This window comes from Paenibacillus sp. GSMTC-2017, from assembly GCF_016019935.1.
GTDB lineage: Bacteria > Bacillota > Bacilli > Paenibacillales > Paenibacillaceae > Pristimantibacillus.
On record NZ_JAECMT010000001.1, the window covers coordinates 1,412,866 to 1,437,756 of the forward strand.

The 24,891-nt window shown below is 42.0% G+C and carries 27 protein-coding genes; 10 read left to right on the forward strand and 17 right to left on the reverse strand.

Annotation, left to right across the window (positions count from 1 at the left end):
• Positions 1-10: 10 nt before the first annotated feature.
• The 12 genes from I6N90_RS06515 to I6N90_RS06570 all read right to left on the reverse strand — a co-directional run bounded on the left by I6N90_RS06515 (position 11) and on the right by I6N90_RS06570 (position 12,234).
• Positions 11-1,006, reverse strand: a complete 996-nt coding sequence (locus I6N90_RS06515; protein WP_197934639.1) for a pilus assembly protein — start codon at positions 1,004-1,006, stop codon at positions 11-13.
• The gene (locus I6N90_RS06520; RefSeq protein WP_197934640.1) at positions 972-3,203 is read right to left on the reverse strand and encodes a hypothetical protein; all 2,232 of its coding nucleotides are present in this window, start codon (positions 3,201-3,203) and stop codon (positions 972-974) included. The genes I6N90_RS06515 and I6N90_RS06520 overlap by 35 nt, the downstream gene beginning before the upstream one ends.
• A gap of 17 nt (positions 3,204-3,220) precedes the next feature.
• Positions 3,221-3,922 (reverse strand): TadE/TadG family type IV pilus assembly protein, encoded by a 702-nt coding sequence (locus tag I6N90_RS06525; protein WP_232242564.1) that lies wholly within the window; start codon positions 3,920-3,922, stop codon positions 3,221-3,223.
• Positions 3,915-4,103 (reverse strand): Flp1 family type IVb pilin, encoded by a 189-nt coding sequence (locus I6N90_RS06530; protein ID WP_197934642.1) that lies wholly within the window; start codon positions 4,101-4,103, stop codon positions 3,915-3,917. Before I6N90_RS06530 ends, I6N90_RS06525 begins: the two co-directional genes overlap by 8 nt.
• Positions 4,104-4,129: 26 nt before the next feature.
• A complete protein-coding gene (locus I6N90_RS06535) occupies positions 4,130-5,011 on the reverse strand; it encodes a type II secretion system F family protein (protein ID WP_197934643.1) in 882 nt (293 codons plus the stop codon).
• Between the two features lie 12 nt (positions 5,012-5,023).
• A complete protein-coding gene (locus I6N90_RS06540; RefSeq protein WP_332262408.1) occupies positions 5,024-5,881 on the reverse strand; it encodes a type II secretion system F family protein in 858 nt (285 codons plus the stop codon).
• On the reverse strand, positions 5,862-7,100 hold the full coding sequence (locus tag I6N90_RS06545; protein WP_197934644.1) for a CpaF family protein: 1,239 nt from the start codon (positions 7,098-7,100) through the stop codon (positions 5,862-5,864). The genes I6N90_RS06540 and I6N90_RS06545 overlap by 20 nt, the downstream gene beginning before the upstream one ends.
• The gene (locus I6N90_RS06550) at positions 7,087-8,220 is read right to left on the reverse strand and encodes an AAA family ATPase (RefSeq protein ID WP_197934645.1); all 1,134 of its coding nucleotides are present in this window, start codon (positions 8,218-8,220) and stop codon (positions 7,087-7,089) included. The genes I6N90_RS06545 and I6N90_RS06550 overlap by 14 nt, the downstream gene beginning before the upstream one ends.
• A gap of 186 nt (positions 8,221-8,406) precedes the next feature.
• The gene (gene ndk, locus I6N90_RS06555; protein WP_197934646.1) at positions 8,407-8,802 is read right to left on the reverse strand and encodes a nucleoside-diphosphate kinase; all 396 of its coding nucleotides are present in this window, start codon (positions 8,800-8,802) and stop codon (positions 8,407-8,409) included.
• A 31-nt stretch (positions 8,803-8,833) separates the two neighbouring features.
• Positions 8,834-9,634 (reverse strand): pyruvate, water dikinase regulatory protein, encoded by an 801-nt coding sequence (locus I6N90_RS06560; RefSeq protein ID WP_197934647.1) that lies wholly within the window; start codon positions 9,632-9,634, stop codon positions 8,834-8,836.
• Complete coding sequence (locus I6N90_RS06565) at positions 9,631-10,317, reverse strand: helix-turn-helix transcriptional regulator (RefSeq protein WP_232242565.1); 687 nt, start codon at positions 10,315-10,317, stop codon at positions 9,631-9,633. The genes I6N90_RS06560 and I6N90_RS06565 overlap by 4 nt, the downstream gene beginning before the upstream one ends.
• Positions 10,318-10,446: 129 nt before the next feature.
• Positions 10,447-12,234, reverse strand: coding sequence for a M3 family oligoendopeptidase (locus tag I6N90_RS06570; protein ID WP_197934648.1), 1,788 nt, complete (start codon positions 12,232-12,234; stop codon positions 10,447-10,449).
• Positions 12,235-12,368: 134 nt separating this feature from the next.
• On the opposite strand from I6N90_RS06570, the gene I6N90_RS06575 reads away from it, so the two are divergent.
• The gene (locus I6N90_RS06575; RefSeq protein ID WP_197934649.1) at positions 12,369-12,533 is read left to right on the forward strand and encodes a YycC family protein; all 165 of its coding nucleotides are present in this window, start codon (positions 12,369-12,371) and stop codon (positions 12,531-12,533) included.
• 2 nt (positions 12,534-12,535) lie between these two features.
• The gene (locus tag I6N90_RS06580) at positions 12,536-12,778 is read left to right on the forward strand and encodes a hypothetical protein (RefSeq protein WP_197934650.1); all 243 of its coding nucleotides are present in this window, start codon (positions 12,536-12,538) and stop codon (positions 12,776-12,778) included.
• A 24-nt stretch (positions 12,779-12,802) separates the two neighbouring features.
• On the opposite strand, the gene I6N90_RS06585 is transcribed toward I6N90_RS06580, so the two are convergent.
• Both I6N90_RS06585 and I6N90_RS06590 read right to left on the reverse strand, forming a co-directional pair.
• Positions 12,803-13,495, reverse strand: coding sequence for a DUF2225 domain-containing protein (locus tag I6N90_RS06585; protein WP_197934651.1), 693 nt, complete (start codon positions 13,493-13,495; stop codon positions 12,803-12,805).
• 12 nt (positions 13,496-13,507) lie between these two features.
• Positions 13,508-13,888 (reverse strand): globin domain-containing protein, encoded by a 381-nt coding sequence (locus tag I6N90_RS06590; protein WP_197934652.1) that lies wholly within the window; start codon positions 13,886-13,888, stop codon positions 13,508-13,510.
• Between the two features lie 394 nt (positions 13,889-14,282).
• On the opposite strand from I6N90_RS06590, the gene ylbJ reads away from it, so the two are divergent.
• Positions 14,283-15,374, forward strand: coding sequence for a sporulation integral membrane protein YlbJ (ylbJ, locus tag I6N90_RS06595; protein WP_197934653.1), 1,092 nt, complete (start codon positions 14,283-14,285; stop codon positions 15,372-15,374).
• Between the two features lie 90 nt (positions 15,375-15,464).
• Positions 15,465-16,262, forward strand: a complete 798-nt coding sequence (locus tag I6N90_RS06600; protein WP_197934654.1) for an NAD kinase — start codon at positions 15,465-15,467, stop codon at positions 16,260-16,262.
• Positions 16,263-16,291: 29 nt separating this feature from the next.
• Here the strand turns inward: I6N90_RS06600 and I6N90_RS06605 are convergent, their stop codons facing one another.
• Together I6N90_RS06605 and lipA are read right to left on the reverse strand one after the other, a co-directional pair.
• The gene (locus I6N90_RS06605) at positions 16,292-16,981 is read right to left on the reverse strand and encodes a YutD family protein (RefSeq protein ID WP_232242566.1); all 690 of its coding nucleotides are present in this window, start codon (positions 16,979-16,981) and stop codon (positions 16,292-16,294) included.
• A gap of 24 nt (positions 16,982-17,005) precedes the next feature.
• Entirely contained in the window at positions 17,006-17,968 is a 963-nt protein-coding gene (gene lipA / locus I6N90_RS06610; RefSeq protein ID WP_197934655.1) for a lipoyl synthase, read from the reverse strand.
• 252 nt (positions 17,969-18,220) lie between these two features.
• Here lipA and I6N90_RS06615 point away from each other — a divergent pair, with 252 nt between their 5' ends.
• From I6N90_RS06615 to I6N90_RS06635, 5 genes are all read left to right on the forward strand, one after another.
• On the forward strand, positions 18,221-18,997 hold the full coding sequence (locus I6N90_RS06615; RefSeq protein ID WP_197934656.1) for a DeoR/GlpR family DNA-binding transcription regulator: 777 nt from the start codon (positions 18,221-18,223) through the stop codon (positions 18,995-18,997).
• 47 nt (positions 18,998-19,044) lie between these two features.
• On the forward strand, positions 19,045-19,674 hold the full coding sequence (locus I6N90_RS06620) for an HAD family hydrolase (RefSeq protein ID WP_197934657.1): 630 nt from the start codon (positions 19,045-19,047) through the stop codon (positions 19,672-19,674).
• 74 nt (positions 19,675-19,748) lie between these two features.
• The gene (locus I6N90_RS06625; protein ID WP_197934658.1) at positions 19,749-20,969 is read left to right on the forward strand and encodes an MFS transporter; all 1,221 of its coding nucleotides are present in this window, start codon (positions 19,749-19,751) and stop codon (positions 20,967-20,969) included.
• A gap of 134 nt (positions 20,970-21,103) precedes the next feature.
• Complete coding sequence (locus tag I6N90_RS06630) at positions 21,104-22,141, forward strand: M23 family metallopeptidase (RefSeq protein ID WP_197934848.1); 1,038 nt, start codon at positions 21,104-21,106, stop codon at positions 22,139-22,141.
• 308 nt (positions 22,142-22,449) lie between these two features.
• Positions 22,450-23,259 carry an alpha/beta fold hydrolase gene (locus I6N90_RS06635; protein WP_197934659.1) on the forward strand — a complete coding sequence of 270 codons (810 nt, stop codon included), beginning with the start codon at positions 22,450-22,452 and terminating at the stop codon, positions 23,257-23,259.
• A 117-nt stretch (positions 23,260-23,376) separates the two neighbouring features.
• On the opposite strand, the gene yunB is transcribed toward I6N90_RS06635, so the two are convergent.
• Positions 23,377-24,474: a sporulation protein YunB gene (gene yunB / locus I6N90_RS06640; protein WP_232242567.1), complete on the reverse strand. Its 1,098-nt coding sequence runs from the start codon at positions 24,472-24,474 to the stop codon at positions 23,377-23,379.
• A 159-nt stretch (positions 24,475-24,633) separates the two neighbouring features.
• Between yunB and I6N90_RS06645 the strand changes: the two genes are divergently transcribed.
• A complete protein-coding gene (locus I6N90_RS06645; protein WP_197934660.1) occupies positions 24,634-24,849 on the forward strand; it encodes a hypothetical protein in 216 nt (71 codons plus the stop codon).
• Positions 24,850-24,891: the final 42 nt, after the last annotated feature.

Consider the following 24,891-nt stretch of genomic DNA (forward strand, 5'->3'; position numbering starts at 1 on the left):
TAATCGACAACTAAGGAGACACCACACCTTTCTTTTCTACTGAAAAGTGTTTGGATACACTGCTTGCTCCATCCGGTGTTTCAGCGGTTAACTCCCATATTCCTGGAGTTGTATTGCCTGAAACGTGCCATGTCCACTTCACATAACCATTTTCATCGGCTGTCGCTTTACCCAGATGCTTCGCTTGGCTCTTCCCGCTCTTATACGCGACTTCTAGTGAAACGACCTCACCTGGCTTCGTCTTCACAACGACAGTAGCCTTATTTCCCGGTCGCAAAGGGCTAGGTTCAATCGTAACAATCTGCAAGCTTACGTTTGCCTTTTCACCAGTATTGGGATCCGTCGTTTTTGCACCTATGGCATCACTTAGCCAGACGCGTTCATACGATTGTTCTCGTAATACAATTGGCTTATTAATGAAAGGTACTTTGAAAGGGTACTCATACTCCAGCTCAATCGCGATATATAGATCTTCCTTATTTTTTAAATCTGGTAATGTTATTCGCTTCAAATTTATACGTTCAGGACGTAATAAGCTTGTATTTGCGTATTGCCTGACAAATGGTTCAATTACACCTCGACCAAGCTCAGTTGCAGCCATATTTTGTACCGGACGAAAATCTCCTCGAAGTACCGAGGAAACAAATTCTCCCGTGGGATTGGGAAGCCATTCTGCAGCCTCTGCCGCAATATCCGTCCAGTTGGGCAAAGGAACCGGCAACGCTGGTCCAGATGGTATTGCATTGCCGGCAGCTGCTGCTGCCTGTACCCTTGCAAGTTCCACTGGGTATATGTGTGCAGCTAGCTGTCGAACACTTTGGTTCGCCGCAGAATGGAGCGCCATTTGAGCAGAACAAAGCGATAAAATAACTGCAAATATTAGTAGTACAAAAACAATAATTGGCATCACAATTGCCGCTTCCACAACAATTGAACCTTGTTGATTGGACGTAATAGCTCGACTTACCCTTTTAGTAGGATGAACCCATTGTTTGCGTCGTCTCATAACGATTGCCAACAACCTTTCCTTTGAGTAAATCGAAGCGTCCTAGCATACTCATAACTCCAGGTAGAAACCACAGCTCCATCGATACTTTAGTTTCACTCGTTATTCCCGCTGGTACGGAAGTAAGCGTTAGTCCTGTGCTTTGTTCGATTACTGCAATAATGCGACCTAATCTTTTTTCCTCCATGCCTCCATGAAGCAACATAAAGACTCTAAGATAATCCGTATAGGACATTTCAACCTTTACATATTTGGACAGTGGAGCAGAACCTCTAGTCGCAAATGAAATCATATCTTCCATCGTCTTCTCCAAACCATAAATTAACGCAGCAGATAGAATAAGTAGTGGATGACCTAATGTACGACTTACGACAAGCCCTTCCATCGTTCGAATAGCCATACGGATAGCAAATAGTTCACCGTAAGCAGCGATAAGATTTCCCAAAGGATCATGAAATCCATACAATACATATTCCACTTCTTGATTGTGAAAGGAAGTCATTTGAGCTACCCCTTCAACATCTCCATTCTGGAACAACATTCGCAGTTGTTGTGGTTCAAAAAAGGAAAATTTATTAACGGCATATTCACCCAAATAGAAATAATCGCGGCTTTGCGAGAGCATATCCGACATTCCCGAAAATAGCCCATCCGTAAATGTTGCTGACTGTTCCGCTGCTTCATTAGCATCGCGGGCTTTTGGACGCTGACTAGACCCCGTAGCATCATCTAACTGTTGATTATATAGAAGGTTTTGTTTATAACGATCTTGCACCTTCTGGAACACAGCATGATGGCCCGATTGATTTGGAATGGATGAAAGTCCTTGCATCATTCGGCTTGCTTGTACCCACAAAGATTCCTTTTTCTGCTGTTGCACAGCTAGTTGATCTTTTATTGAGCTATCTAGAACTGAAGCTCTACGTGCAACGATAATTGAGCCTGGAAGTGAATATTGCGTTTCATACGTTGTATAGGCTTTAGTTATTTCCCCTTGAGCGATGACGAGATGCGCTTGATCCATTGCCGATAATGGCTTTGACATTGCACCTGTCCATCTACTTGCAAGTTGTTCGAACTCACTTGTTAGCGTTGTATTGCGTGTCCCTTGTAGTCTTAATTCCATTGTATAATCCGCAAACCAACTCTGTTTTCGGATTAGCTGCTGACCTGATTTCTTAATGTCAGCTAACTCCTGTGCTGGATTTCCATTAGTAGCAATTGCACCAGAACCAGGCACCTTTTTACCAGCGACACCATCATATCCATTAGGTACATTTGTATTTGCTTGAAGGAGCACCCGCTCCATTTGCAAGTTTAGTTGCTCCGCTCCCTCAACCTTAATGATTGCATCCGAAAGTAGCTTAGAATGTCGTTGCTCAAGCTTGCTACTAAAACTTCTTAGCTGATTAGTTAGACTTGAAACATCGGATTCATATTGTGCAATTGAACTTGTGAAAATTGGTAACTGGCCTTCTTGTAGTACAGCGTCATGCTCGACCTGAGTCATATAGGTGTTGAATCCTTCAGTCAAACTTAAAGAGGTTATTCCTCCTCCACTGCCCCCAGCACCAACAGGTACTAAAGGTAACGCCTCACTGCTTATTAATGCATCTACTGCTTGTTCTTGCAGAAGAAGAGATTGTTCCAGCAGCTTTTCTCTCTTCTCATACAATTTACGAAGTTGCTCCAATGTCTGAACAGCATTAGAACTTTCCTTTAATCCTTGTGCTAGCGGAGTAAACTTCGCAATAACCTCCAGCGTAAAGTCGATCGGTGCTTTATATTTCATTTCTTCTTGAAGCTGTCGTTTAAATACTGGATGTTCTCCAAGTACGGATGCTGGCTGAACTACAGCACTTTCTACTTTTGTATCCAACAGATTAAACCAGTCTGAAGAACTATGTTTAGTTGCTTCACTATTACCTTTCATAACTGCTTTGAAAATTTCATTTCCTTCCGTTCCACCACGTCCGAACAAACCATATCGCTCATATAGCCAAGAATCATACGCAGATAACACTGATCTTGTGCTTGTTCGAGCGGCATCCTCTGCCAACATATGAAAAGCTGCAATTCTAGCATAGTCTATCAATACCGAAAAAAATAATAGAAGAGAAGATAAAACAATGACTGCAAATATAGTCACCGCTCCATTTTGCTCAAATAGTAATCCGGATGGGCGCATTTTCTTCACAGTTCTTCCCTCCCTCATTAAGGTTGTTGGTAAGGAGCGAGCGCTTGATTCGCTCGATCCTTAGCTGTTGTCTTACCTACCGGACTATTTATGAACTTAGCCGTGTAATATCGCACTAGATCAACGCTTCGAATAAATTCAACAGGATCAACGATATGCCCCATCGAAGTTGCAGCTGGATCTTCTTTCATCCAGCTCTTTTCCCATGTGAGCAGATCAATCGGCTTTTCCATTCGAACTTCAACGAATCGTTTAAGCCCGCTACCCGTATAAACCATTTGACCCGAATAGGCCCCATCTAAAACACTCATCCAACTTGCAGCTTGCATCATCTTCTTATTGGTCAAACTCTGTGAATCATTAGCTTGTCCGCCCTCACTAGAATTCGGCAACTTTAGCGATGTTTCCTCAGTAGAGCCAGTCATACCAAACAAACTAGCTAACATCCCATCTGAACCCATCCTTCTATATAAACCGTCATATTCAGATTTTAGAAGCATTCCACTCTTAGGCTCACGATGACTATTGTCCCAGCCAAAAGCAGCTCGTTCTGCTGTAACGTTCGAAGAATAAAGAACGATTACATTTTGATAGAGATACATGCCGAAGAGGATAAACAACAATACTAGCCCTAGAAGCATAGGGAATACGATAACAGACTCTATCGTGAAGCTCCCCCGCTCCTCCCGATACCATTTGAACAACATCTTCTTATTCAAATATTGTATCTGCTTTTTTATCAGCCTTACCCAAAAGATCCTCAACTAGGGCTACAATCCAATCCTTGAATAAAAGCGCAATAATAATAACAACAGCCACGATTAGAATGACTTCAAGAGTACCCATACCTTTTTCATTTCTCCAAAATGCGCCAATCCCACTTATTAGTTTCTTCATCATTAACATCTCCTCATCATTTTGATTAGTTAAGCCATTAATAAAATGGCTGGTGCTGCAACGATTACCATCATAATCAACAAAATACCAACAAGCGGAAATACAAGCTTAGATGAAGCTTCCTCCCCGCTTGTTCGGGCAATGGCTTTCCTCTTTTCCCAAAGTGAAAAGGAAAGTTCCTTCACCGCCAAAACAAAATGTTCACCACCCTTGCGATAATTCAGTAACATGACTGTTGTAAAGATTGCTGCTTCTTGCACAGCGCAACGTCTATTAAATTGCTCCAAAACGGTGCTAAACGACTGACCATTACGCATAGAGACAAGGGCTGATCTCCACTCCTTGTAAAGAGGATGTTCTATCTCCTCTTTACCATCCAAACATCTTACAAAAGCTCCCTGTACGGTTTCTCCTGCCCCTACTAATAACATCAACTTACTGAGCATATCTGGAAGAGCCATTATGATTTGCTTCCTACGTTGATCAATTTTACGTCCTGCATCAACGAAACTGCGAAGACCTATCCCTACTCCTAACAATAGACCAACAAACATAAGCAACTTTTCATTGCTGAACCACGATAACCAAATAAAAATAACTAACGATACATAACCATTTGCCACGGAAGCTGCAGCCTCTTCTTTCGAACTTTCAATTGTCCATGTGGCACCTTTCAGAACTAGAAGCTTCATATGAAATGCGTTTAGTTGAAGTTGTACCCCATCCATTTGATACAGTAGTTCCATCAAATGTTGAAACGGCTTTATGATCGCATATTTCTTGATTAAGTACTGACTTCTTTTACCCTTCACAACTTTCCCAGTAAACAATTGCCCTATCTGCTGTATGGAGGACTTACAAATGAGATAGAGCCACATTCCTGTCAATAATATGGCTATGACCAGCCCCATGCCCGTCACCCTCTATATTTGAATACTCATAATTTTGTTCATTAGCCAAAAGCAGCCAAGCAAAAGTAGAAAGGCTGCAGTCAATACTAAATAGCCTGCCCCGCTGTACAATGGCTGCATATAGTCAGGTGCTGCGAATGCTAAAAAGCTAAGAAAAACAAAAGGGACAGCCATCATAATTTTTGCTTCAAAACGTTTTTGTGCGAGCAATACCATAATCTCGCTATCTACTGTAAGTTTCTCGCCAATAATCGTAGATGCACGCTTCATAACCTCAAGTAAATCACCACCTGAACGCTTGCAAGCAGATAAAGCATCAACAAACTGTGTAATTTCCTCAATTTTTGCCCGTTCCGCTAGATCTCTGAGAGCGCTTTCTATCGGCTCGGCATTTTCCAGCCGATAACAAACAATTTGAAATTCCTTCAATATATCTGTTTCAGGATTAGAATAAAGAAGTTTCATATCTTCTAAAGTGCCGCGAAAAGCATTTTCAAGAGAACGACCTGCCGCAAGTGAAGAAGTAAGAGAAAACAAAGCTTCTTTGAATTGCAACTTCAGTTGATTTCTTCGCCGATTGAGTAAAGCCTGTCTTCTAATTCTCGGAGCTGCTACGCCAGCAACAGCCACAATAATAGAAAAAATAAAGGAATGATAAAATAAATATAGAGCCATAAAAATGACAACATAACCAACCAGAATGGAACTAAATAACTCTTTTCTACTAAGTTGATAGTACGTATAACGCGGGAGCGGCCTAGACTCGTAATTGCTACTGGAAGGTAAAATACTTTCCCATCCACACCAAGTTGCGAAGCGTTTCATCCGATTAAAAGAACGTCCATTATTTTTAACCTGCAATTCCGCCACTCAGCCCCTTCCCAGCCATCCGAAACTTCTCGGTACTTTGCAAGACATTTTCTGTTCGTTCTAATTGACCTACTACATATCCATCTCGCTCGCCCTCTTCACGGAATCGAAATAGGGGATTTAGCTGCACTTCCCCATTCACTACCCCAAGCACCTCACTTATTTCAGTTACTTTTCTAGTGCGATCTCTAAATCTAGAGAGGTGGATCATAACATCGATTGCTGATGCTACTTGTTGACGTATGACGAGTAATGGTAACTCCGCAGCACTTAGTACCATCGTCTCAAGACGGCCCACCATATCTTTGACACTATTACCATGTCCCGTAGAAATCGAACCTTCATGCCCAGTGTTCAGAGCTTGAAGCATATCGAGCGCTTCACCACCTCGAACCTCACCAATGACAATCCGATTTGGGCGCATCCTAAGCGCAGTCCGAATTAAATCTCTTATCGTTATTTCACCTTTTCCTTCTGTATTGGCGTTTCTCGTTTCCATAGATACGAGATTAGGCACTGAACGAATTTGTAGCTCTGCCGAATCTTCTATCGTGACGATCCGCTCATCACTTGGGATAAACTGTGACAAAGCGTTTAGGAATGTTGTCTTCCCAGTGCCAGTACCTCCACTAATAAACATATTGAATTTGGCTTCCATTAGCTCTTGAAGAAATAACGCCGCTTCCTCAGTAATCGATCCCCTTTTGACCAATTGCTCCATCGTCATCGGCTGATCTGGAAACTTCCTTATCGTCATACATGGTCCCTTTAATGCCACAGGAGGTAATACCACATTTACTCGTGAGCCATCCTGTAGCCTAGCATCTACGATTGGTGATGATTCGTTAACGACACGGTTCACTCCAGCTACGACCGTTTGAATGAGATCCTCAAGCCTTTCCTTGCTCTCGAATACCCCTTGCAGTAAATGGATATGACCATCTCTTTCCACAAATATTTCTGTATGGCTGTTAATCATAATCTCGCTCACGGTAGGGTCTTCCATCAAAGGTTGAAGAATATCTAAACCTCGGAAAGAGTGAAATAACCGCCGTACTAACTTAACTTTTTCGACTGCTGTTATTGGATTCTGTTCACACCAATGAAAAACAATCTCTTCTGTCTTTTCCATCAGTTCGTCATCCGACATCGCTCCGCCAAAATCAATTTTGCCTCTAATCTTGCAACGAAGCTCATAAACAATTTCATCGGATACCATAAGCATGATCTCCTTCAGATAGTACGTGTTTCAATAACTTGCCTACTGCTGCACGATAATGTGAAGATGAAAGCAGAATGTGAGGTTCACCAGTTCTCCACTCTTGAACATCTGGCAGAGAATAAGGAGCAAACTTTAATCCATTAGACTTATGCTTACTGACTTCGTCTACTCGATTACACACTAACTCTGACTTTCGAATAAGACTCTGAAACTGTTCTCCCCACTTCTGTTCTCCGTACTTTTCTGCTAATTGTTGTTTACGAAGAACCGACTGCTCCCCGTTTACAATCCAAAAATTATGATCAGCCCGTTCCAGTAGTGATACATGCAGCTCATCCAATCCATCTTCCATATCGAGGACGATCACATCATAATGACCGCTTTCGGAAATCGTATTTACGATTGCAACTGCATCTTCAGCGCTTAAAGAGAGTCGATCTTCTAAATTAGTAAAACTAGGCAAGTAATCGCATTTCAGTAGAGAGTGATACTTTCGATGCTGCAGAAGCCACTGATCAGATAGTTGTGCTCTCGTTTTTATTCCGTAGAGTAAGTCTGACAATCCGACACCTGACTCATATTCTGACCCATCATGGTTTAGCCAAAGATTTGCTGTATTAAAGCGCTCTAAGTTTAAATAGAATGTACGGTGCCCGAGATTGCTAGCCGCATTGGCTAAATGTAATGCAAATGTTGTCTTCCCCACCCCTCCTGAGGCGGAATGGACGGTCAATATTGTAACTTTGTTTCTACTGCCTTTACTTGACTGCTTCCCCATTTGAGACATCACATCAAAGTGTCCAGACATTCCTCTAAGCAATTGTGGCAAGGACTGATATTGCAGAAGCTCGAACTTCTCACCACTTTCGCCAAGCTTACTTACTAGTGCAATTGAAGGTATTTGTGATAAATCGGGCTGTAACTCTGCCAGTAGATCAGGCTCAGCGGCTAGAAGATCGATATTATAACCTTGATTCAAAAACTGCTTACATGCATTTGGATGAGTGAAAACAGAAATTTGCCATCGATCCCCAAAAGGACTGCTACGAACATACTCTGCAAGCCTGAGTGAATACTCTTTTTCCTTTACTGCAATCGCTAGCTGATAACGTTTCAAAATCATTCCTCCTCCCTAAACCCAGCCAGATTATAGTAGACGCTATCAAAATGTGCACGCAAAAAAGCACCGTTAAGGCGCAGCATGCTGCAACCTTATACGGTGCTTCCGTAATGACTTGTTTTCTTGGTATAGAATTTACCATAGGATAGTTGAGTCGTCAACTACCACTAATGGTAATTTTTATTAGAAGTATAAATTGATTTCTCTTTCAGCATTTTCATCTGAATCGGAACCATGAACAATATTGCTGGAAACGTCAATTGCATAATCACCGCGAATTGTACCTGGAGTTGCTTCGGTAGGGTTAGTAGCACCAATAAGAGAGCGTGCATTTTGAACAGCGTCCTTGCCTTCTAGTACCATTGCGAATACTGGACCAGAAGTAATAAAGTCAACCAATTCGCCAAAGAATGGCTTAGTGTTCAAATGCTCATAATGTGTTTCAGCCAATTTTCTGTCTAAACGTGTAAGCTTTGCATCTACAAGCGTAAAGCCTTTTTCTTCAAATCTAGCAACAATTTTACCTACTAGTCCACGTTCTACACCATCTGGTTTAACCATTACAAATGTTTTGCTCATCTTAAAAACCCTCCATATATATTATTGTAAGTTATTTACTTATCCAATCAATAATAATACCAGCAGTTTCTTCAATTGCGCGATTCGTCACGTCGATAACGGGACAATTCAATGACTTCATAACAGATGCAGCGTATTCAAGTTCCTCCAGTACCCGCTCTTCAGAGGCATACTGGGCAGATGAAGGCAATCCAAGCGTTTTAAGTCGCTCTGATCGAATGCCGAGCAGATGGTCAGGCTGCATAGTTAGTCCTACAATTAGTCGACCAGGACCTTGCTTAAGCTCAACTGGCGGGTTCACTTCTGGCATAAGCGGCAAATTAGCCGTTAAAATTCCTTTATGCGAAAGAAACACACTAAGCGGCGTTTTCGAAGTCCGTGACACACCAATGAGTACAACTTGAGCTTGAGATAACCCTCTCGCATCTTTGCCATCATCATATTTTACGGCAAACTCTATCGCTTCCATACGTTTATGATAGGCTTCGTCGATAGAATGAAGCAAACCCGGCTCTCTCCTTGGAAAACTTCCAAAGGTATCGATATAGGCTTGCATCATTGGCCCCATAACATCTACTGCTCGTACACCTTGCTTAATCGCTTCAACCTTCATCAGTTCACGAAGCTCTGGTTGAACGAGTGTGTAGCTAATAAAGCCTCCTGTATTTGCTGCCTCTGCGATAATACGAACGATTTCGTCCTCGGAACGAATATGTCCATATCGTTTAATCTTTACACTTTCAGAGGGAAATTGTCTGACCGTTGCTTTGGCTACAGCTTCCGCCGTTTCACCTACTGCATCGGAGCATACGTAAATGATTTGATGTGTCATAAATCTGTGTCCCCCAATTCACCTTCAGTTGCGATATCTGCCATAAGTCGGATAATGTTCGATTTCGACACCCAACCTGCTACCTCAGGATATTGTCCAGGGGAAGCGGAAGGAACTACGACTGGCAAACAGTCCACTTGATGCTGGGACATCTTCCTCATTGCGTCTATTACAGAATCGTCAGGCAAAAGCGTAACGATATTGGGATAACGAGTCATGACCATACTGACAGGAATTGACGCCGCACCAGCATTGCCTAATGTAATCTTAAGCAAATCCTTCGGCGTAATAATACCTGCAAAACGTTTCTCCTCATTCACTACGAGCAACGTATCTGCATTCTCCATAAAGAGCGTAATGACCGCATCATGCACGGAGAGAGTTTCTGGAATATTAACGGGTACTCCTAGTACCTCTCTAACCTTCATGCTGCTATATCGCCCAAGCGGCTCATGAGTCTGTCGAAATGTTTTTCCAAGGAAATAGCCCACTTTCGGTTTGGCATCCAGCATGCCTAACATAACCAAAAGAGATAGATCCGAACGAAGAGTTGGACGACTAACTCCTAAATATTCAGCTAACTGTTCACCTGTAACAGGTGAATGTTTCTGAACCAGCTCGATAAGCTCCATTTGTCTTGAAGAAAGCTGAATCGTACTCCCCTCTTTCCTTATATGACTCATAATACCTTGTCATAACAACAAATCGCTGTATTTAAGATATCATAATCATATATATTACACAATATAAAATAGAAACGCTTTCATTGAGGCTACGCGCCATCATAACTAATCGTTCGATATGCGTTACAATTACTTCTTCTCAGTCATTTGCAAGAACAACTTAACATCTTCATCTGTAAGTGAAACTGCATCTCTCCAGAAGTCTAATTGTTCGAGATTTACGCCTAAATGTTTGTCCGCAAGTTGTTCCACAGTCAATCTACCCGTATCACGAAGCAAAGCTACATATTTCTCAGCAAAACCTTCGCCCTCTTGGAGTGCTTTAGCATACAATCCTGCACTGAACAAATAACCAAACGTATACGGGAAGTTGTAAAACGGTACATCTGTTAAATAGAAATGAAGCTTAGAAGCCCAGAAATGAGGATGCACTTCACCAAGCAAATCTCGGTATGCTTCACGCTGAGCACTCTCCATCAATTCATTCAACTCCGTTGCCGTTACAAGTCCTGCACTTCTACGCTCATAGAAGCGTGTTTCAAACAGGAATCTAGCATGGATATTCATAAAGAACGCAACAGAGCGTTGAATCTTATCTTCAAGCAGAACAAGCTTCTCTGCCTCGTCCGTCGCTGCTTTCATCGCTCTGTCCGATACGATAATTTCAGCAAAAGTAGACGCCGTTTCCGCAACGTTCATTGCGTATTCCTGAGCAAGCCCTGGAAGATCATTCATAACATGCTGATGATAAGCATGTCCTAGTTCATGAGCTAACGTCGAAACATTATCCGCAGTTCCAGAGAACGTCATAAAAATGCGCGTTTGCTCGCTCTTCGGGAATGAAGTACAAAAACCGCCTGGACGTTTGCCTGATCGATCTTCTGCTTCTACCCAGCCTTCACGGAAAGCCTTCTCTGAAAACTGGGCAAGCGCAGGATCAAACGCACGAAATTGCTCTACAATAAAGTCGGCTGCTTCGTCGAATGGAATTGTACGCGTAGCTGATCCAATTGGCGCTTCGACATCATGCCAATCCAGCTTCTCAAGACCAAGCAGTTCAGCCTTGCGTTTCAAATAAGGAACAAGCGCGTTTTTGCCCTCTTCGATTGCTTCCCACATTGCATTCAGCGTCGCTTCACTCATACGATTCATTTGAAGCGGCTCTTGCAAAACGGAAGACCAACCACGATTTTCGTATAGCTTCAAGCGGAAACCAGAGATTCTATTTAATGTCTCAGCGCTAAGATCAGCAAGGGAAGACCACTCACGTTCCCATTCTACAAATGCCGCTTGACGTACTGAACGATCCGCGTTTGAGAGACGGTTGCTCATCTGACCTGCAGATAATATCTTTTTCTCCCCATTTGGCTCTTCTGTATGGAATTGAGCACGGGATACAATGACATTGTAATTATCGGCCCAACCATGATAACCATCTACAGCAAGATTCCCTGCCAAAGCTTCGAGCTCAGGAGCCATCTTTAACTTAGCAATTTCTCTACGTTCATTTAAGTTAAATGCAACCTTATTCAGATTGACATCCTTCAACAATTCAGTCCAAGTGGAATCGTCAATGCCACGGAGCTCACTATCAAACTTTGTCATCGCAGACAGCAATTTCGCTCCGATTGTTTTTACACGATCATTAAGTCCAATTGCTGCGTGATCACGTACATTTTGAGCGATTAAGCAACCCACAAACGATTCTGACTGCCTTAATGCAAGCAATATTGATTGTACAAGCTCCGTCATTGCCCCAACACGAATAGATAATGCGCCTTCATTTCCTTTTAAAAACTCATTAAGTTTTCCTATGTTGGACTCCATTCCTGCCAGTTCCTGAGCAAAAGCTTCAGAACTAGATCCACCTGGATAAATCACTTCCAAATCCCAAGTCAAAGGATATTTGCTAGACATTATCGTTCACCTCATTAAGTTGATAGTATTTATGTATAGAACAAATAAAAAACCGAGCAGTACCCGCAAAAAATTTGCGCAAACTTACTCGGCGGTGTATAACTTTATTATATCCTGATTGGAGGGACAAAACCATGTCTAAACCTTTGCAAATCTCAGCTGAAACAGCTATCAAGTTATCCGAACAATTAAATGTGCCCCTGGAGCACCTAATGCATATGCCAAAGCATATTTTACTTCAAAAGCTTGCCGAGCTTGCCAAAAAAGAAGCAACTTCTGAACCAGAGAGCAACGAATAATGATGATCCCATTCCAGAATGCATGGCCTTATGAAACAGTAATGGGCGATCTTTATGTATCTACCTGCCCATTCTGCGATGCGGAAAACGTGCTTCTTCCCTTAAAACCAAAGGAACTTCCAGAAATCCACGATGGGAAAAAGCGACTGTTGGTATTTCCATGCTGCCATAATAAAATCACTTTAATTGATGCAGATCAAGATTATTTACTTTCGGATGGTCCATTAAGTAAGCGTATGGTCTAAATCCCCGTACCATTTACTTACTCACTAGGAAGAAGTGCCGGACAAGCTTAATCGTCTGGCCTCCGATTCCTCACGTATGAGTTGCCATTGCTCTCGGCATGCACGAATCATCGCGGCGTCTACAATTTTTTTGTCGTTTACGACACGAGAGAACCACTTAACCGCTTCATTAAATTCACCCGTTCTTCTGCTCAATTCCCCAATTAAGTACATTAACTTCGCGTTGTTCAATGAAATGCCCTCAGTCTCAAACACACGAATGTAAGCTTCCAGCGCGAACGTCAAAAACTTCTTCTCTTCGGTTTCGTTATTTTGGTATCGGTATAACCACGCTATATGATGGAGAATACTTGCGATTACTCGATCCTTCGAATCCGTTACTTGCGCAGTCAATAATGCTAGCTTGTAGCTCATCATCGCTTCCTCAATGGATCTTTCACCGCTAAAATTTTGACCTCTCCAATTATTTCCAATTCTCTCATAATAACTTTTCCTCTGGACTTCGCTCAAACTTGAAAACCCGTTTTCTGTTGAAGCAAATCCACATTTCGGACATACACGTACGACATAAAATTCAGGGTTGGTTCCTTTAGCATAATGACCACAAAAATCAGAATCCACAGCGGTAGCTTTTTTGAAACTTGGTCGCACTCTAGTTGTAATAAAAACTGTTTCACAGCAAATGCATGAAATCTTGGACTCATATAGCGGCTCCATAGGCTTAGTCTCCTATTCGGTTGTATTAATAAAATGATGCGCAGGTCCAGACAAACGATCTAAAATAATTTTCCGCAGCTCAGCATCTATATTCATTTCCTCAAGCGCCCTCCTCATGCAATCAAGCCAAGCCATCGCGCGCTCTGGCGTTACTGGAAAAGGCAGATGGCGTGCTCTCATCATCGGATGACCATGTGCATCAGAATATAGAGTTGGACCTCCAAAAAATTGAGTTAGAAACTGAAACTGCCTGTCTATAACTGGATCAATGTCTTCTGGGAAAAGCGGGCCTAATAGTGGATGTTCTTTCACTTTCGGGTAAAAAGATTCGACTATAGACCTAAGAACCTCTGCTCCTCCAATTGCTTCGTAGATGCTTATATTCCTATTCATCGTCATATCCAGCTCCATTTTGTAGGTATTTAGAATTATATATTTCGTTCATTTCTCGAGTAAAAAAAAACGCCCGCATGCGAAAGACGCGGACTTTATCCATAATAAACCTTTATTAAGCTTCATATTCCTCTTCTTGCGGCGATGCAATTGATTCCCTGATGACGTAGATAAAAGCACAAACAACAATGCCAGCGATAATACTCATTATCATCACTCCAAGTATGTCAGGATGATTCTATTGTACCATAACGGAACACAAAAACTAGTCTGACCGCAGAAGATTTCGAGGAAATTCATATGATCATTCAATGGCATTTTAGTGATGGAAGTGCTTCTTTACTCATATAAGTAGTAGAAGAGTGTGTACAAGCAATTACCTTAGGAGGAGCCTATGCTGCGAGTGTTTTTTCATCCTTTATCGATTACGGCATTCGTCGCTTTTTTTATTGCGTTACTGATGGCCGTTTACCCGACAGAAACGTTGTTGTCCTCCCTTCGAGGATTATCTATTTGGTGGGAAGTATTATTTCCAGCACTTTTCCCTTTCTTTGTCATATCAGAGCTTCTATTAGGGTTCGGAATCGTCCATTTCTTCGGAAAACTGCTTGACCCCTTTATGCGTCCTTTGTTTCGTTTACCGGGCATTGGCGGATTTGTTGTAGCGATGGGGTACATGTCTGGCTACCCAGTTGGAGCAAGGCTTACAGCCCAGCTTTGGGCGCAAAAACTTATTACACGTGCGGAAGGGGAACGACTTGTCGCTTTTACAACAACTTCAGATCCCATCTTTCTTATTGGAGCAGTATCCGTCGGCTTCTTTCAAAATGTCGCAGTAGCTCCCATATTAGCCTTCGCACACTATGGAGGAGGGCTGTTGATTGGATTTCTGATGCGATTTCACGATGCTAAATCCGATTCTCTTTCTTTGAATCATGTACAAAAAAACAACTCTAACGCCTCCTTACTTATAAAAGGACGCATAGCAAAAAGCCGTATTGCACTTGCACTCAAAGCAATGCACGAGGCTAGACTGCTCGATGGAAGGGGACTTGGCAGACTGCTCCAAGACTCCGTACAATCAGCCCTAAGACTTATGATCGTCGTAGGTGGACTTGTCGTCTTCTTTTCCGTCGTGATGGAAATGTTAACTCATATTGGACTTGTAGAGCTACTAACAGAGATACTAAGATTATGTTTTGGTTTGCTTGGAATGCCTATTCAGCTAGCAGACGCCGGTATATTCGGTTTATTTGAAGTAACACTAGGGGCAAGAGCTTCTGGATCTAGCAGTACTGGACTAATGCATGGAGTCGCAATGGCCGCTTGGGTACTCTCTTGGAGCGGGTTATCGGTACATGCGCAAATAGCTAGTTTACTTAGTCGCACTAATTTAAGATATCGACCATTTCTACTTGCAAGACTTCTGCACGGATTTATTGCGATGATTCTTGTCTATCTATTATGGGGATGGCTTGGCCCTTGAATGAAGATTACACTGTTTCATTGAATTTAGAACGGTTTTCCTATATCATCAAAGATACATGAATGATTGCTCGGAAGGAGAATTACGACTTTGAAATACGCCGTTATTGACAGGGGCGACTCTCTGTCCAAATCGCTAGTTCAACAATTTCATTCCTTAGCCGCAGATCGAGGTTTTACGCAACATGAAACGCACCCTGACATTGTTATATCTATCGGCGGTGACGGCACACTGTTACAAGCCTTCCATAAATACGTGGATTGTATTGCTGAAGTTGGGTTTGTAGGTATACATACTGGTCACCTCGGCTTTTATGCTGATTGGAACGCAGATGAGCTGGAAGAGCTGGTACGTCTAATGGCAGAAGAAACACCTCGTATGGTAAGGTACCCATTAGCCCAAATTGAGGTAGAGACAAGCTCGGAAACTCTTCATTATTTAGCATTAAATGAGTTCACTTTAAAAGGCGTAGACGGTACACTCGTTGCTCAGATTGATATCAACGATGAAATGTTTGAGATGTTCAGAGGTGACGGCATCGTAATTTCAACACCTTCGGGCAGTACAGCTTATAATAAAAGTTTAGGTGGAGCTATTGTTCATCCTTCCATTGAATCGTTACAAATCGCTGAGATTGCTTCCATCAATAATCGGGTATTCCGTACATTAGGTTCTTCCGTTTTGTTGCCGAAGCATCATCATTGCGACATTATTTCAAAGAAGGAACAACGTATCCAACTTAGTATTGATCATGTCAATATTACACATAGCGATATCCGATCCATCAGGTGCAGTGTCGCTACCCGTAAAGTTAGTTTTCCAAGATATCGCCCGTTCCCATTTTGGAATCGTGTTCGTGAAGCCTTTATCGATATCGATCCTCGTTAATCATAAAAAAAGACGCTGGTTCGCTCCTTCTAGGAGCGTCCGGCGTCTTTTTTGTTAGTATGGCTGCGAGTTGGCTCTGAAGTAGCTGCTGCTTCATTCGCAGCAAGCTTAATTGGCTTCTTGCCTTTGGTATCATTTCCACCCCGATGGTTTTTACCTCGATAATTTTGATCTCGGCGACGACCTTCGTTAGTAGCAGGCTTACTTTGATCTTCTGCACTACGCTCGCTATTTTTGTTGCTTGTACTACGATGACGGGATGAAGAGAAGATTAATTCCCTTTGAGGGGGCTTAACTTCATCCTCAGAAGAAATTATCTCACTTGTAGCTGATGCAGCAGATTCGGCAGCTGCACGCAGATCAAAACCTTCTAAACGAACAACTTCGTCACTTAAATCAAGATCAAGATCCATATCATCTTCAGTTGTTTCTCTACGGCCACCACTCTGCTTCTCCAAAATAAAGTAAGCACAGCCAAAGTTACAATATTCGTTAATGTAGTCCGATACTGCCGAAAATGTGCTTTCTTTAGTCGCCTTTTGATGATTATCCTTGAAGAAACCTTTCAAACGCAACTGATTGTAACCCCAGTCGCCGATAATGTAATCATAACGTTCTAACACTTCACTAAAGCGATTACGAAAGGCTTCTGGATTCCAGCCGCTTCTATTTTCATGGATAAGCTCGTACGATTTGCCACCGATATGGATCAAAGCCATTGTTACACCTCACTTGAGCATGAATTACTTAATGCTAGCGCCAGCACTAGCGCAGGAGCCTGATGACTCGAACTCATAAGTAGCTGTCATAGCGTTTAAAGTGTCCGCTTCAATCGCTGCGTGTGCAGAATCCGTTTGCTCATGCGCATGGTATGAACTGCGTACAAGTGGACCAGACTCCACGTGGCGGAAGCCGCGCTTCTTACCTTCTTCCTTCAATCCAGCAAACTCATCTGGGTGAACATAACGTACGATTCGCATATGCTTCGGTGTAGGCTGCAAGTATTGACCAAGTGTCAAAATGTTGACATCTACTGCACGCAGATCATCCATCGATTTCAATATTTCATCCCACTCTTCGCCTACCCCAAGCATAATGCTTGATTTCGTAGGGATTTTCGGTTTCATTTCTTTTGCACGCTTCAGCAGTTCTAACGAACGGCTATATTTGGCCTTGGCACGAACACGGTCAGATAAACGCTCAACCGTTTCAATATTATGGTTAAGAATATCTGGGTTAGCATCCATAACAACTTGTAGAGCATCTTTATTACCCATAAAGTCAGGAATTAGTACTTCCACACGACAGAACGGAAGACGTTTACGAATCGCTTTAATTGTAGCTGCAAAGATTGATGCTCCACCATCTGCTAGATCATCACGGGCTACCGATGTTACAACACAATGTTGTAGCCCCATTTGCTCAGCAGCTTCTGCAACACGTTCTGGCTCAGCAGTATCAAGCTCCGTTGGCATACCCGTTTTCACGGCGCAGAAACGACAAGCACGAGTACAAATATCACCTAGAATCATAAACGTTGCTGTACGATTAGACCAGCATTCATAAATATTCGGACAACGCGCTTCTTCACAGACCGTGTGTAGCGTCTTATGGCGCATCATCTCTTTTATCTCGGCATAGTTACCGTCAGTTGTTAATTTTATGCGAAGCCAGTCAGGCTTTTGAAGCTTCTCACGTTGTTTCATTCCACATTACCTGCTTTCACGATCAGTTATAAGTTTACGGCATTGTCAACATTATAACATGTCTGGGACAGAAAAAGTATTGTCAAGCCCTCTAATGATAGCGCACAATCTATAGTTTATTGGAATGTTTTCTATCGCAATATGAGATATATGAATTTTACTTGAAATTTCCAAAGAAGTGCTTATAATCAGTAATATGACTTACAATTACTTAATTTAACTTAAGTGAATATGCAGGAAGGAGCGTTTACAATGTTCCAAGAGGAACGGTTGGTCGCTATTTTGAACTATTTACAAGAAAAACAACGGATTGAAGTAGATGAAATATGTAGCCTGCTCAATATCTCACGGGATACAGCAAGACGGGATATTATCAAACTTGAACAACAAGGAAGTATTTTACGAACTCGTGGAGGAGCAATACTTCCCCCAATGTCCAAGGACTTTCCAAACTATGAGCAGAGAATGCAGCAAAACCTCACTTCAAAACAAACGATTGGTCAGCTAGCTGCAACGCTTATTCATGATGGTGATTATCTGTATATGGATGCCTCTACAACTGTTCGCCATACCGTAGAGTTTATGACTAGCAAGATGAATGCAATTGTAACCAATTCCATTCATACTGCTGACGTGCTTGCCCACAAAGAGGGAATGCGCATCCATCTGCTTGGTGGGATATTTCATAATGAAAATCGCTTTGTATATGGACAGAGAGCCATCGATATGCTCGGTGATTATCAAATAGAAAAAGCATTTCTTGGCGCATGCGGTATCACGGCTGACGGACTTTCAACCTACTTTGAAGAAGAACGTTTTCTTATCCGTAAAATTATAGAGCAGTCAGAACAAGTTATTATACTTGCTGATTCCAACAAATTTGGTAAAAAGTTATTTCATCGTATTGCCAATCTTGCAGAAATCGATATCATTGTTACGAATGAGACACCTGACGAGCAAATGAGAGCACAACTGGAAGCTTTGGAGGTAGACATTATGGTTGCTGGGGAGCATGTTGAGCAACAATAGCTGCCGTATTTATTTCATATAACTTTGAACAATGCGGAGGGATTTATATGTATTCATGTATCATTTTTGACGTAGATGGAACGATCATCAATACCGAAAAAGCGGTTATCGGTTCACTTCAAAAAACGCTCAAAGACCTGCTAGGACGTAATTTCGCAAGGGAAGAACTGGCCTTTGTACTTGGCATACCAGGATCAATTTCGCTACCCATGCTAGGAATTCAAAATGTTGATGAAGCGAACATCCTCTGGAACGATTATATGAAGCAATTTTATACAGACATACATGTCTATCCGAACTTTGACCTTGTATTAAAAACGTTGCATGACGCGAATATAAAGACAGGAATCGTCACATCTAAGACGAAACAGCAACTGCAAGATGATTTTATCCCGTTTGGTCTTATGAAATATTTGCCGTTTGCCGTAACCGCAGACGATACACTGAAACATAAACCGAACCCAGATCCACTTCATAAATTTATTGAAATATCTCGTGTAGAAAAATCTGAAGCTATCTATATCGGCGATACAGTATACGACATGCAGTGCGCAGCTGACGCCGGTATCGACTTCGGTCTTGCTTTATGGGGTGCTCCTTCAGTTGATGGCATACATGCTCAATATAAATTAGAAGATCCTTTAGACATTTTAAAACTTATTTCACCTGCACATTGATAATTTTTTCAATAAAACACACTAATCATTGCTGTAACTAAAGCAGAAATTTCGTAACGAAGAGGGAATGCGCCATGTCATCAAGTATTAGAAAAATATTTATAATGAACATCATCAGCTCCATCATCTACATTTATGTGGGCATATTTATTAATTTGTACATTTGGGAAGCTGGGCAAAGTATTTCGGATGTAGCCTGGTACAATATCGTATTATTTACAGGCTGGAGCATCTCGTATGGGTGTGGGACATTCCTTGTTCATAAACTCGGTATGCGGAAGCTGATAACGATTTCTGCGATTAGTGTTGGATTAGCATTCGCTTTATTAGCTTGGATGCCTCCTTTTGAAAAAATATGGTGGCTCGCTTCCATTGCACTGCCTGTTGGATTAAGCTGGGGCTTATATTCAGCAACACAAAACATTAGTTTAACGATTATCGGCCGAGATAACGACTTCTCTGTATATTTTGCCTATAGTACACTTGCTGGCCAAGTGCTGTCGATGATTGTACCCATTATTTATGCACAAGTCATATTGAAGTTTGGTTATTCTGCTTCATTTATTGCAATGATTGTTTTTGTAATTATCATGATTATTTATGCTAAACTGCTCCCTCATTTGCCTAAAGAGGAAAGTCGTATTTCAACTCAAGGTAACAGTGGGGAACCAACTTTAAGCCCATTAGGTATTTTTAAACAAGTTGGTAAGCAGATGATGCAGCCCAAATACTTTTGGCTAACTTTTAGCATTTTTGCGGCTGGTATATTTCTTCAATTCCAGAACTTATTTACGTTACTATTTACTTTTTCCGTTACACAAGACAAAACGCTCATTTCATTATTGAATGCTTTATATACTCTTGCTGGTGTTGGTGCTCTGTTCTTATATAAACGGATAAAACTTACAAATATGAAATGGCTTTGGATTGGTGCTGCACTACTTAGCTTTGGATTTATCATTGTTACGATACCGATGCCTACAGCTTCTGCCAAATCAATTTTGCTCATATCTTCAAACGTCATTTCTGCAATTGGTATGTTATTATTCGCTTCCACTTGGAATGCTATAACCTTTAACTCCATTCGTTTTCTTAGCGATCAACAAAGGACGATGTTTCTCGTTTGGCGGGAGTGGCTGCTTTGTATTTCCCGGATCTTGCTTTTGACGATCGTGCTTTCATTGAGCGATCTCAGTGGTTGGTTATTTAATGTAATAGTCGCATTCACGGTAATTAGTCTTCTGACGATTCCACTAACGATGAATATCGCAATAAAACGGATCGATCGAAATTGAGCCCTAACATTCAACCACTAATTTTCATGTTGAGCTATTTATCGTCCTTTGAATTTGTTGGATAAAAACCAATCATTTGCAAATCATACCTTTATGACCGTCATACTTCTGAAAGGGTGAGACGATTGAAGGTAATGATTCCGATGACAGCAGCATTTGTAGCTCTAACGCTGCTCTTATCTCCAACATGTTCGACGGCTAAAGCTTCATCTGCGATAACACAATTCCGTAAAGATGATTCGATCAATACGACCAGCCAAAATCCATACGATACTCAGCGCGAATTGTATAACAAACTCAGCATCGTCACTGATGTCGAATGGTATTGGGTCGCTGCAGTTGATCAGTACGAAAGATCGATGTCTAAAGCTCGCCCGAAGGCTCGACCTTTATTAGGAGAGACAGTTGGTGTATTTATCGATAAGGAGCGATGGGCAGGTATGTTGAACCCCGATGATGAGGATAATTCACCACTCTCCATTCAATGGTTCAATGGTATCGGCAAAGATGGAGATGGAAATGGTGTCGCTGAACGCAATAGTGATTTTGACCTTCTCTATTCGCTCATCCGTCATGTGTCTGGCCAAGGAACGTCTGATGAACAGTTCCCTATTGGATTATGGGATTATTATCAGAACAGCCGGTCCGTTCAACGTATCGAACAATTCGCAGCAATCTATAAGCATTATGGGAAACTTAATCTGTATGATCATGCTTTCCCACTTCCAATCGGCAATAATTACTCCTATAAAGATACATGGGGAGATAAGAGGGGCTGGGGAGGTCGGCGAATTCATGAAGGGACAGATATTTTTGCTGGGCACGGGACCCCAGTTCGAAGCACCTGTTATGGGATAATTGAAATTATGGGATGGAACCGCTTTGGGGGATGGCGAATTGGTATTCGCGACTTGAACAATCATTATCACTATTACGCACACCTATCCGGGTTCGACAAAACGATTAAAGTTGGCGATATCGTTGAGCCTGGGCAAGTCGTTGGTTGGGTAGGCAGTTCTGGCTACGGAAATCCGGGTACTTCCGGCAAATTCCCACCTCATTTGCATTATGGAGTGTACAGTGATCGTGGTCTTATCGAGTGGGCATTCGATCCATATCCAATGCTTCGGCGCTGGGAGCAAGCGGAGTGGAGAAGTCGGAGATCTAAGTAGTAATGTTATAGTTAAAGTGGCTCGGTAATCAATAAGTAGAAAAGTTCGAAAAAGCTGGCATCGATATTTAATCGGTGTCAGCTTTTTTAGCATTCTTTAGGTGTTCGCACTCATGCTCTGATGCTTAATAAAATCGATTAGGTCGATTATAAGTAGAGTTGCGACTAGTTATATATCCTTTAAGCCTACTATTCGATCTATCCCTATTCAATATGATCATGTTACACGTATTCTAAGAAATATGTACATATCCACCTAGCGACAGTCATAACATGAACTACCTAACAAATTTCTGTGGAGGTCTGCCCATGTATATTGAAGTCGAAAAAGGTGTTCATATCTTTGTACAGGATATCGACCCCGGTCCTGGCAGCAAACCTATTTTTTTCGTTCACGGCTGGCCTTTAAATCATCAGATGTACGAATACCAATTCAACGTACTGCCAGAGCATGGTTTCCGATGTATTAGTATGGATATTCGCGGCAATGGACAATCCTCGAAGCCATGGCACGGTTATTCTTATGACCGATTAGCGGACGATCTGGCTATCGTTTTAAACACACTGCAGATAGAAAATGCGACATTGGTTGGTTTTTCTGTTGGCGGTGCCATTTCCATCCGTTATATGTCTCGTTATAGAGGACGCCATATTAACAAATTGGCATTAATTGATGCTGTTTCTCCCTCCTTTGTTAAAGCTCCCGATTCACCATACGGGGTTACGAAGGAGCAAGCAGACGCCCTTATTAATCAAATGTATGTCAACATGCCAAAGTTTCTGAGCGATGTGTCTTTAATGTTCTTTAATCGAAATCTGGGAACAGCTACATTAGATTGGTTTGTGAATCTTGGTTTCCAATCTGCTTCATATGCACTTATAAAAATATTACAAGAAGCGGCAAGGCAAAATGTTACTCGAGATCTAGCACAAATCAATGTCCCTACAGCAATCTTTCATGGCGTACATGATCAACTCATTCCACTCAAAAGTGCCGAGCTCACTCAGCAGCAGATCCGGGGTTCTAAGTTGTATCCTCTGGATAACAGTGGTCACGGGTCACCGATCTGTCAAGCCGATGACTTAAACAAAGGGCTTATGAATTTTGTAAATAGTTAATTCGCTACATTCGTATATTACACGGGATTGAAAACAGGGAAGCGATTTTTCGCCTCCCTGTTTTTATGTTATTACTACACTGACGCTGTCCAATGATCGGGATATAGATGAGAAAATCTACTCCGCTGACGACTCGGTTTCATGCGTTGCATCAACTTCACCTGCTGCCCCAGCTTCATTTCCTGCCTCTTTCCCACCTTCTGCGCCCGACTCGCTTTCATTCGGATTAGAAGTAACTCCCGAACCTGGTGCAAGCGGCACAGAAATATTAGGTGCTTGTTGCGCCGTATCTCCTACAGCTTTTCCTGTGCTGTCGTAATAATACATAGGCACATCGCCAACGACGAGCAAATATGAGATAGGAATTTCCGTCTCAACAATTTGCGGCTCTGTATCAAACGGAATAATAATTGACACCTCTGCAACAACCTTTATATAAACCTCCACAAGCACCATATTGATCGCTGCGTTCCTCTCGCGTGTACTCAGTTCCACTTTAACCGCGCCAACTGGCTCGAATTTAACAGGAACTCTAGGGCCAAACGACGAGATAATCGCACTGTTAAGCGCATGACCAATCGGAATATGCTCAGGAATATCTTTAATTTCACTTAACGTAGACTGGACCGTTTCAATTGTCTGTGAAGTGATGCTCATATGTTCCGCATAGTTGAGCATAAATCCAGATATTTTGCCATTACCGTTCATCTTCCAATCGATCAGTTTTTCGGATTCTGACTTGCGGGCGACTTGTTCAGTTATCGCTTTATTAATCGCTTGTGTGGCAACCTGCTTCACCCTTACTTTGGCAATCGTCATAAGCGGTGGACGCAAATTTCTTTCTATAAAAATAAATGAAGGAATAGAAAGCAACATCATAAATACGATAAACATGAGAAAAATCTTTCTCTTTCGCATACGTGGACGAACACGCGGCTCCCGAGTTCCCCAAGATGGTGTAGCACTTTTCTTCACGCCTTGACGTCCAAAAGAAAAGCTAGCCCTAGCCCCTTTGCTTCCCCAACTTGTTGCGGGTTTACTTGAACTTTGCCGCATCCCCCACTTCATACCGCTATTTCTAGTAGGAGCAGGCTTAGACTTACCACTTCCCCAACTAACTGTCTTCACTCGTTTGAAGGATTTGCCCTGAAATAAATTGAACTGAAAGCCTCGTGGCGGTCCAAACCGCCAGCCTTTCTTCCCCCATTTGGCCATATCGGCTCGCCTCCTCGTACCCTGTCCAACGACTCTATCCATACTTATGCGGGATTAGGGTAAAAAAGAAGGTATGCCGAATCGTATAGTTGTTCATTACACTAGGATACGTTAGACTAAAGCAGGAACAAATAGACGTCGATTCAAAGGAGTGTACTCATGTCTCTTCACTTTAAGCTAATGACTGATTCCGATTTTCAGGAAGTTCTCGATAAACAAGTAAAAGTTCGAGTGTTTAAAGATAATCATATCGTAGATGCAAGCTCTCTTATCGTTCGCTTCGATGAGCGATTAGTTGTGACACAATCTGGTGTCAGCGATCTCATGTATCATAATCGCGGGGAATGTGAATTTTTTGAGCTAAGAAAGCGGTAAATAACGACGTCTAAACAAAAAGGGATGTCTCACAAGTGAGAT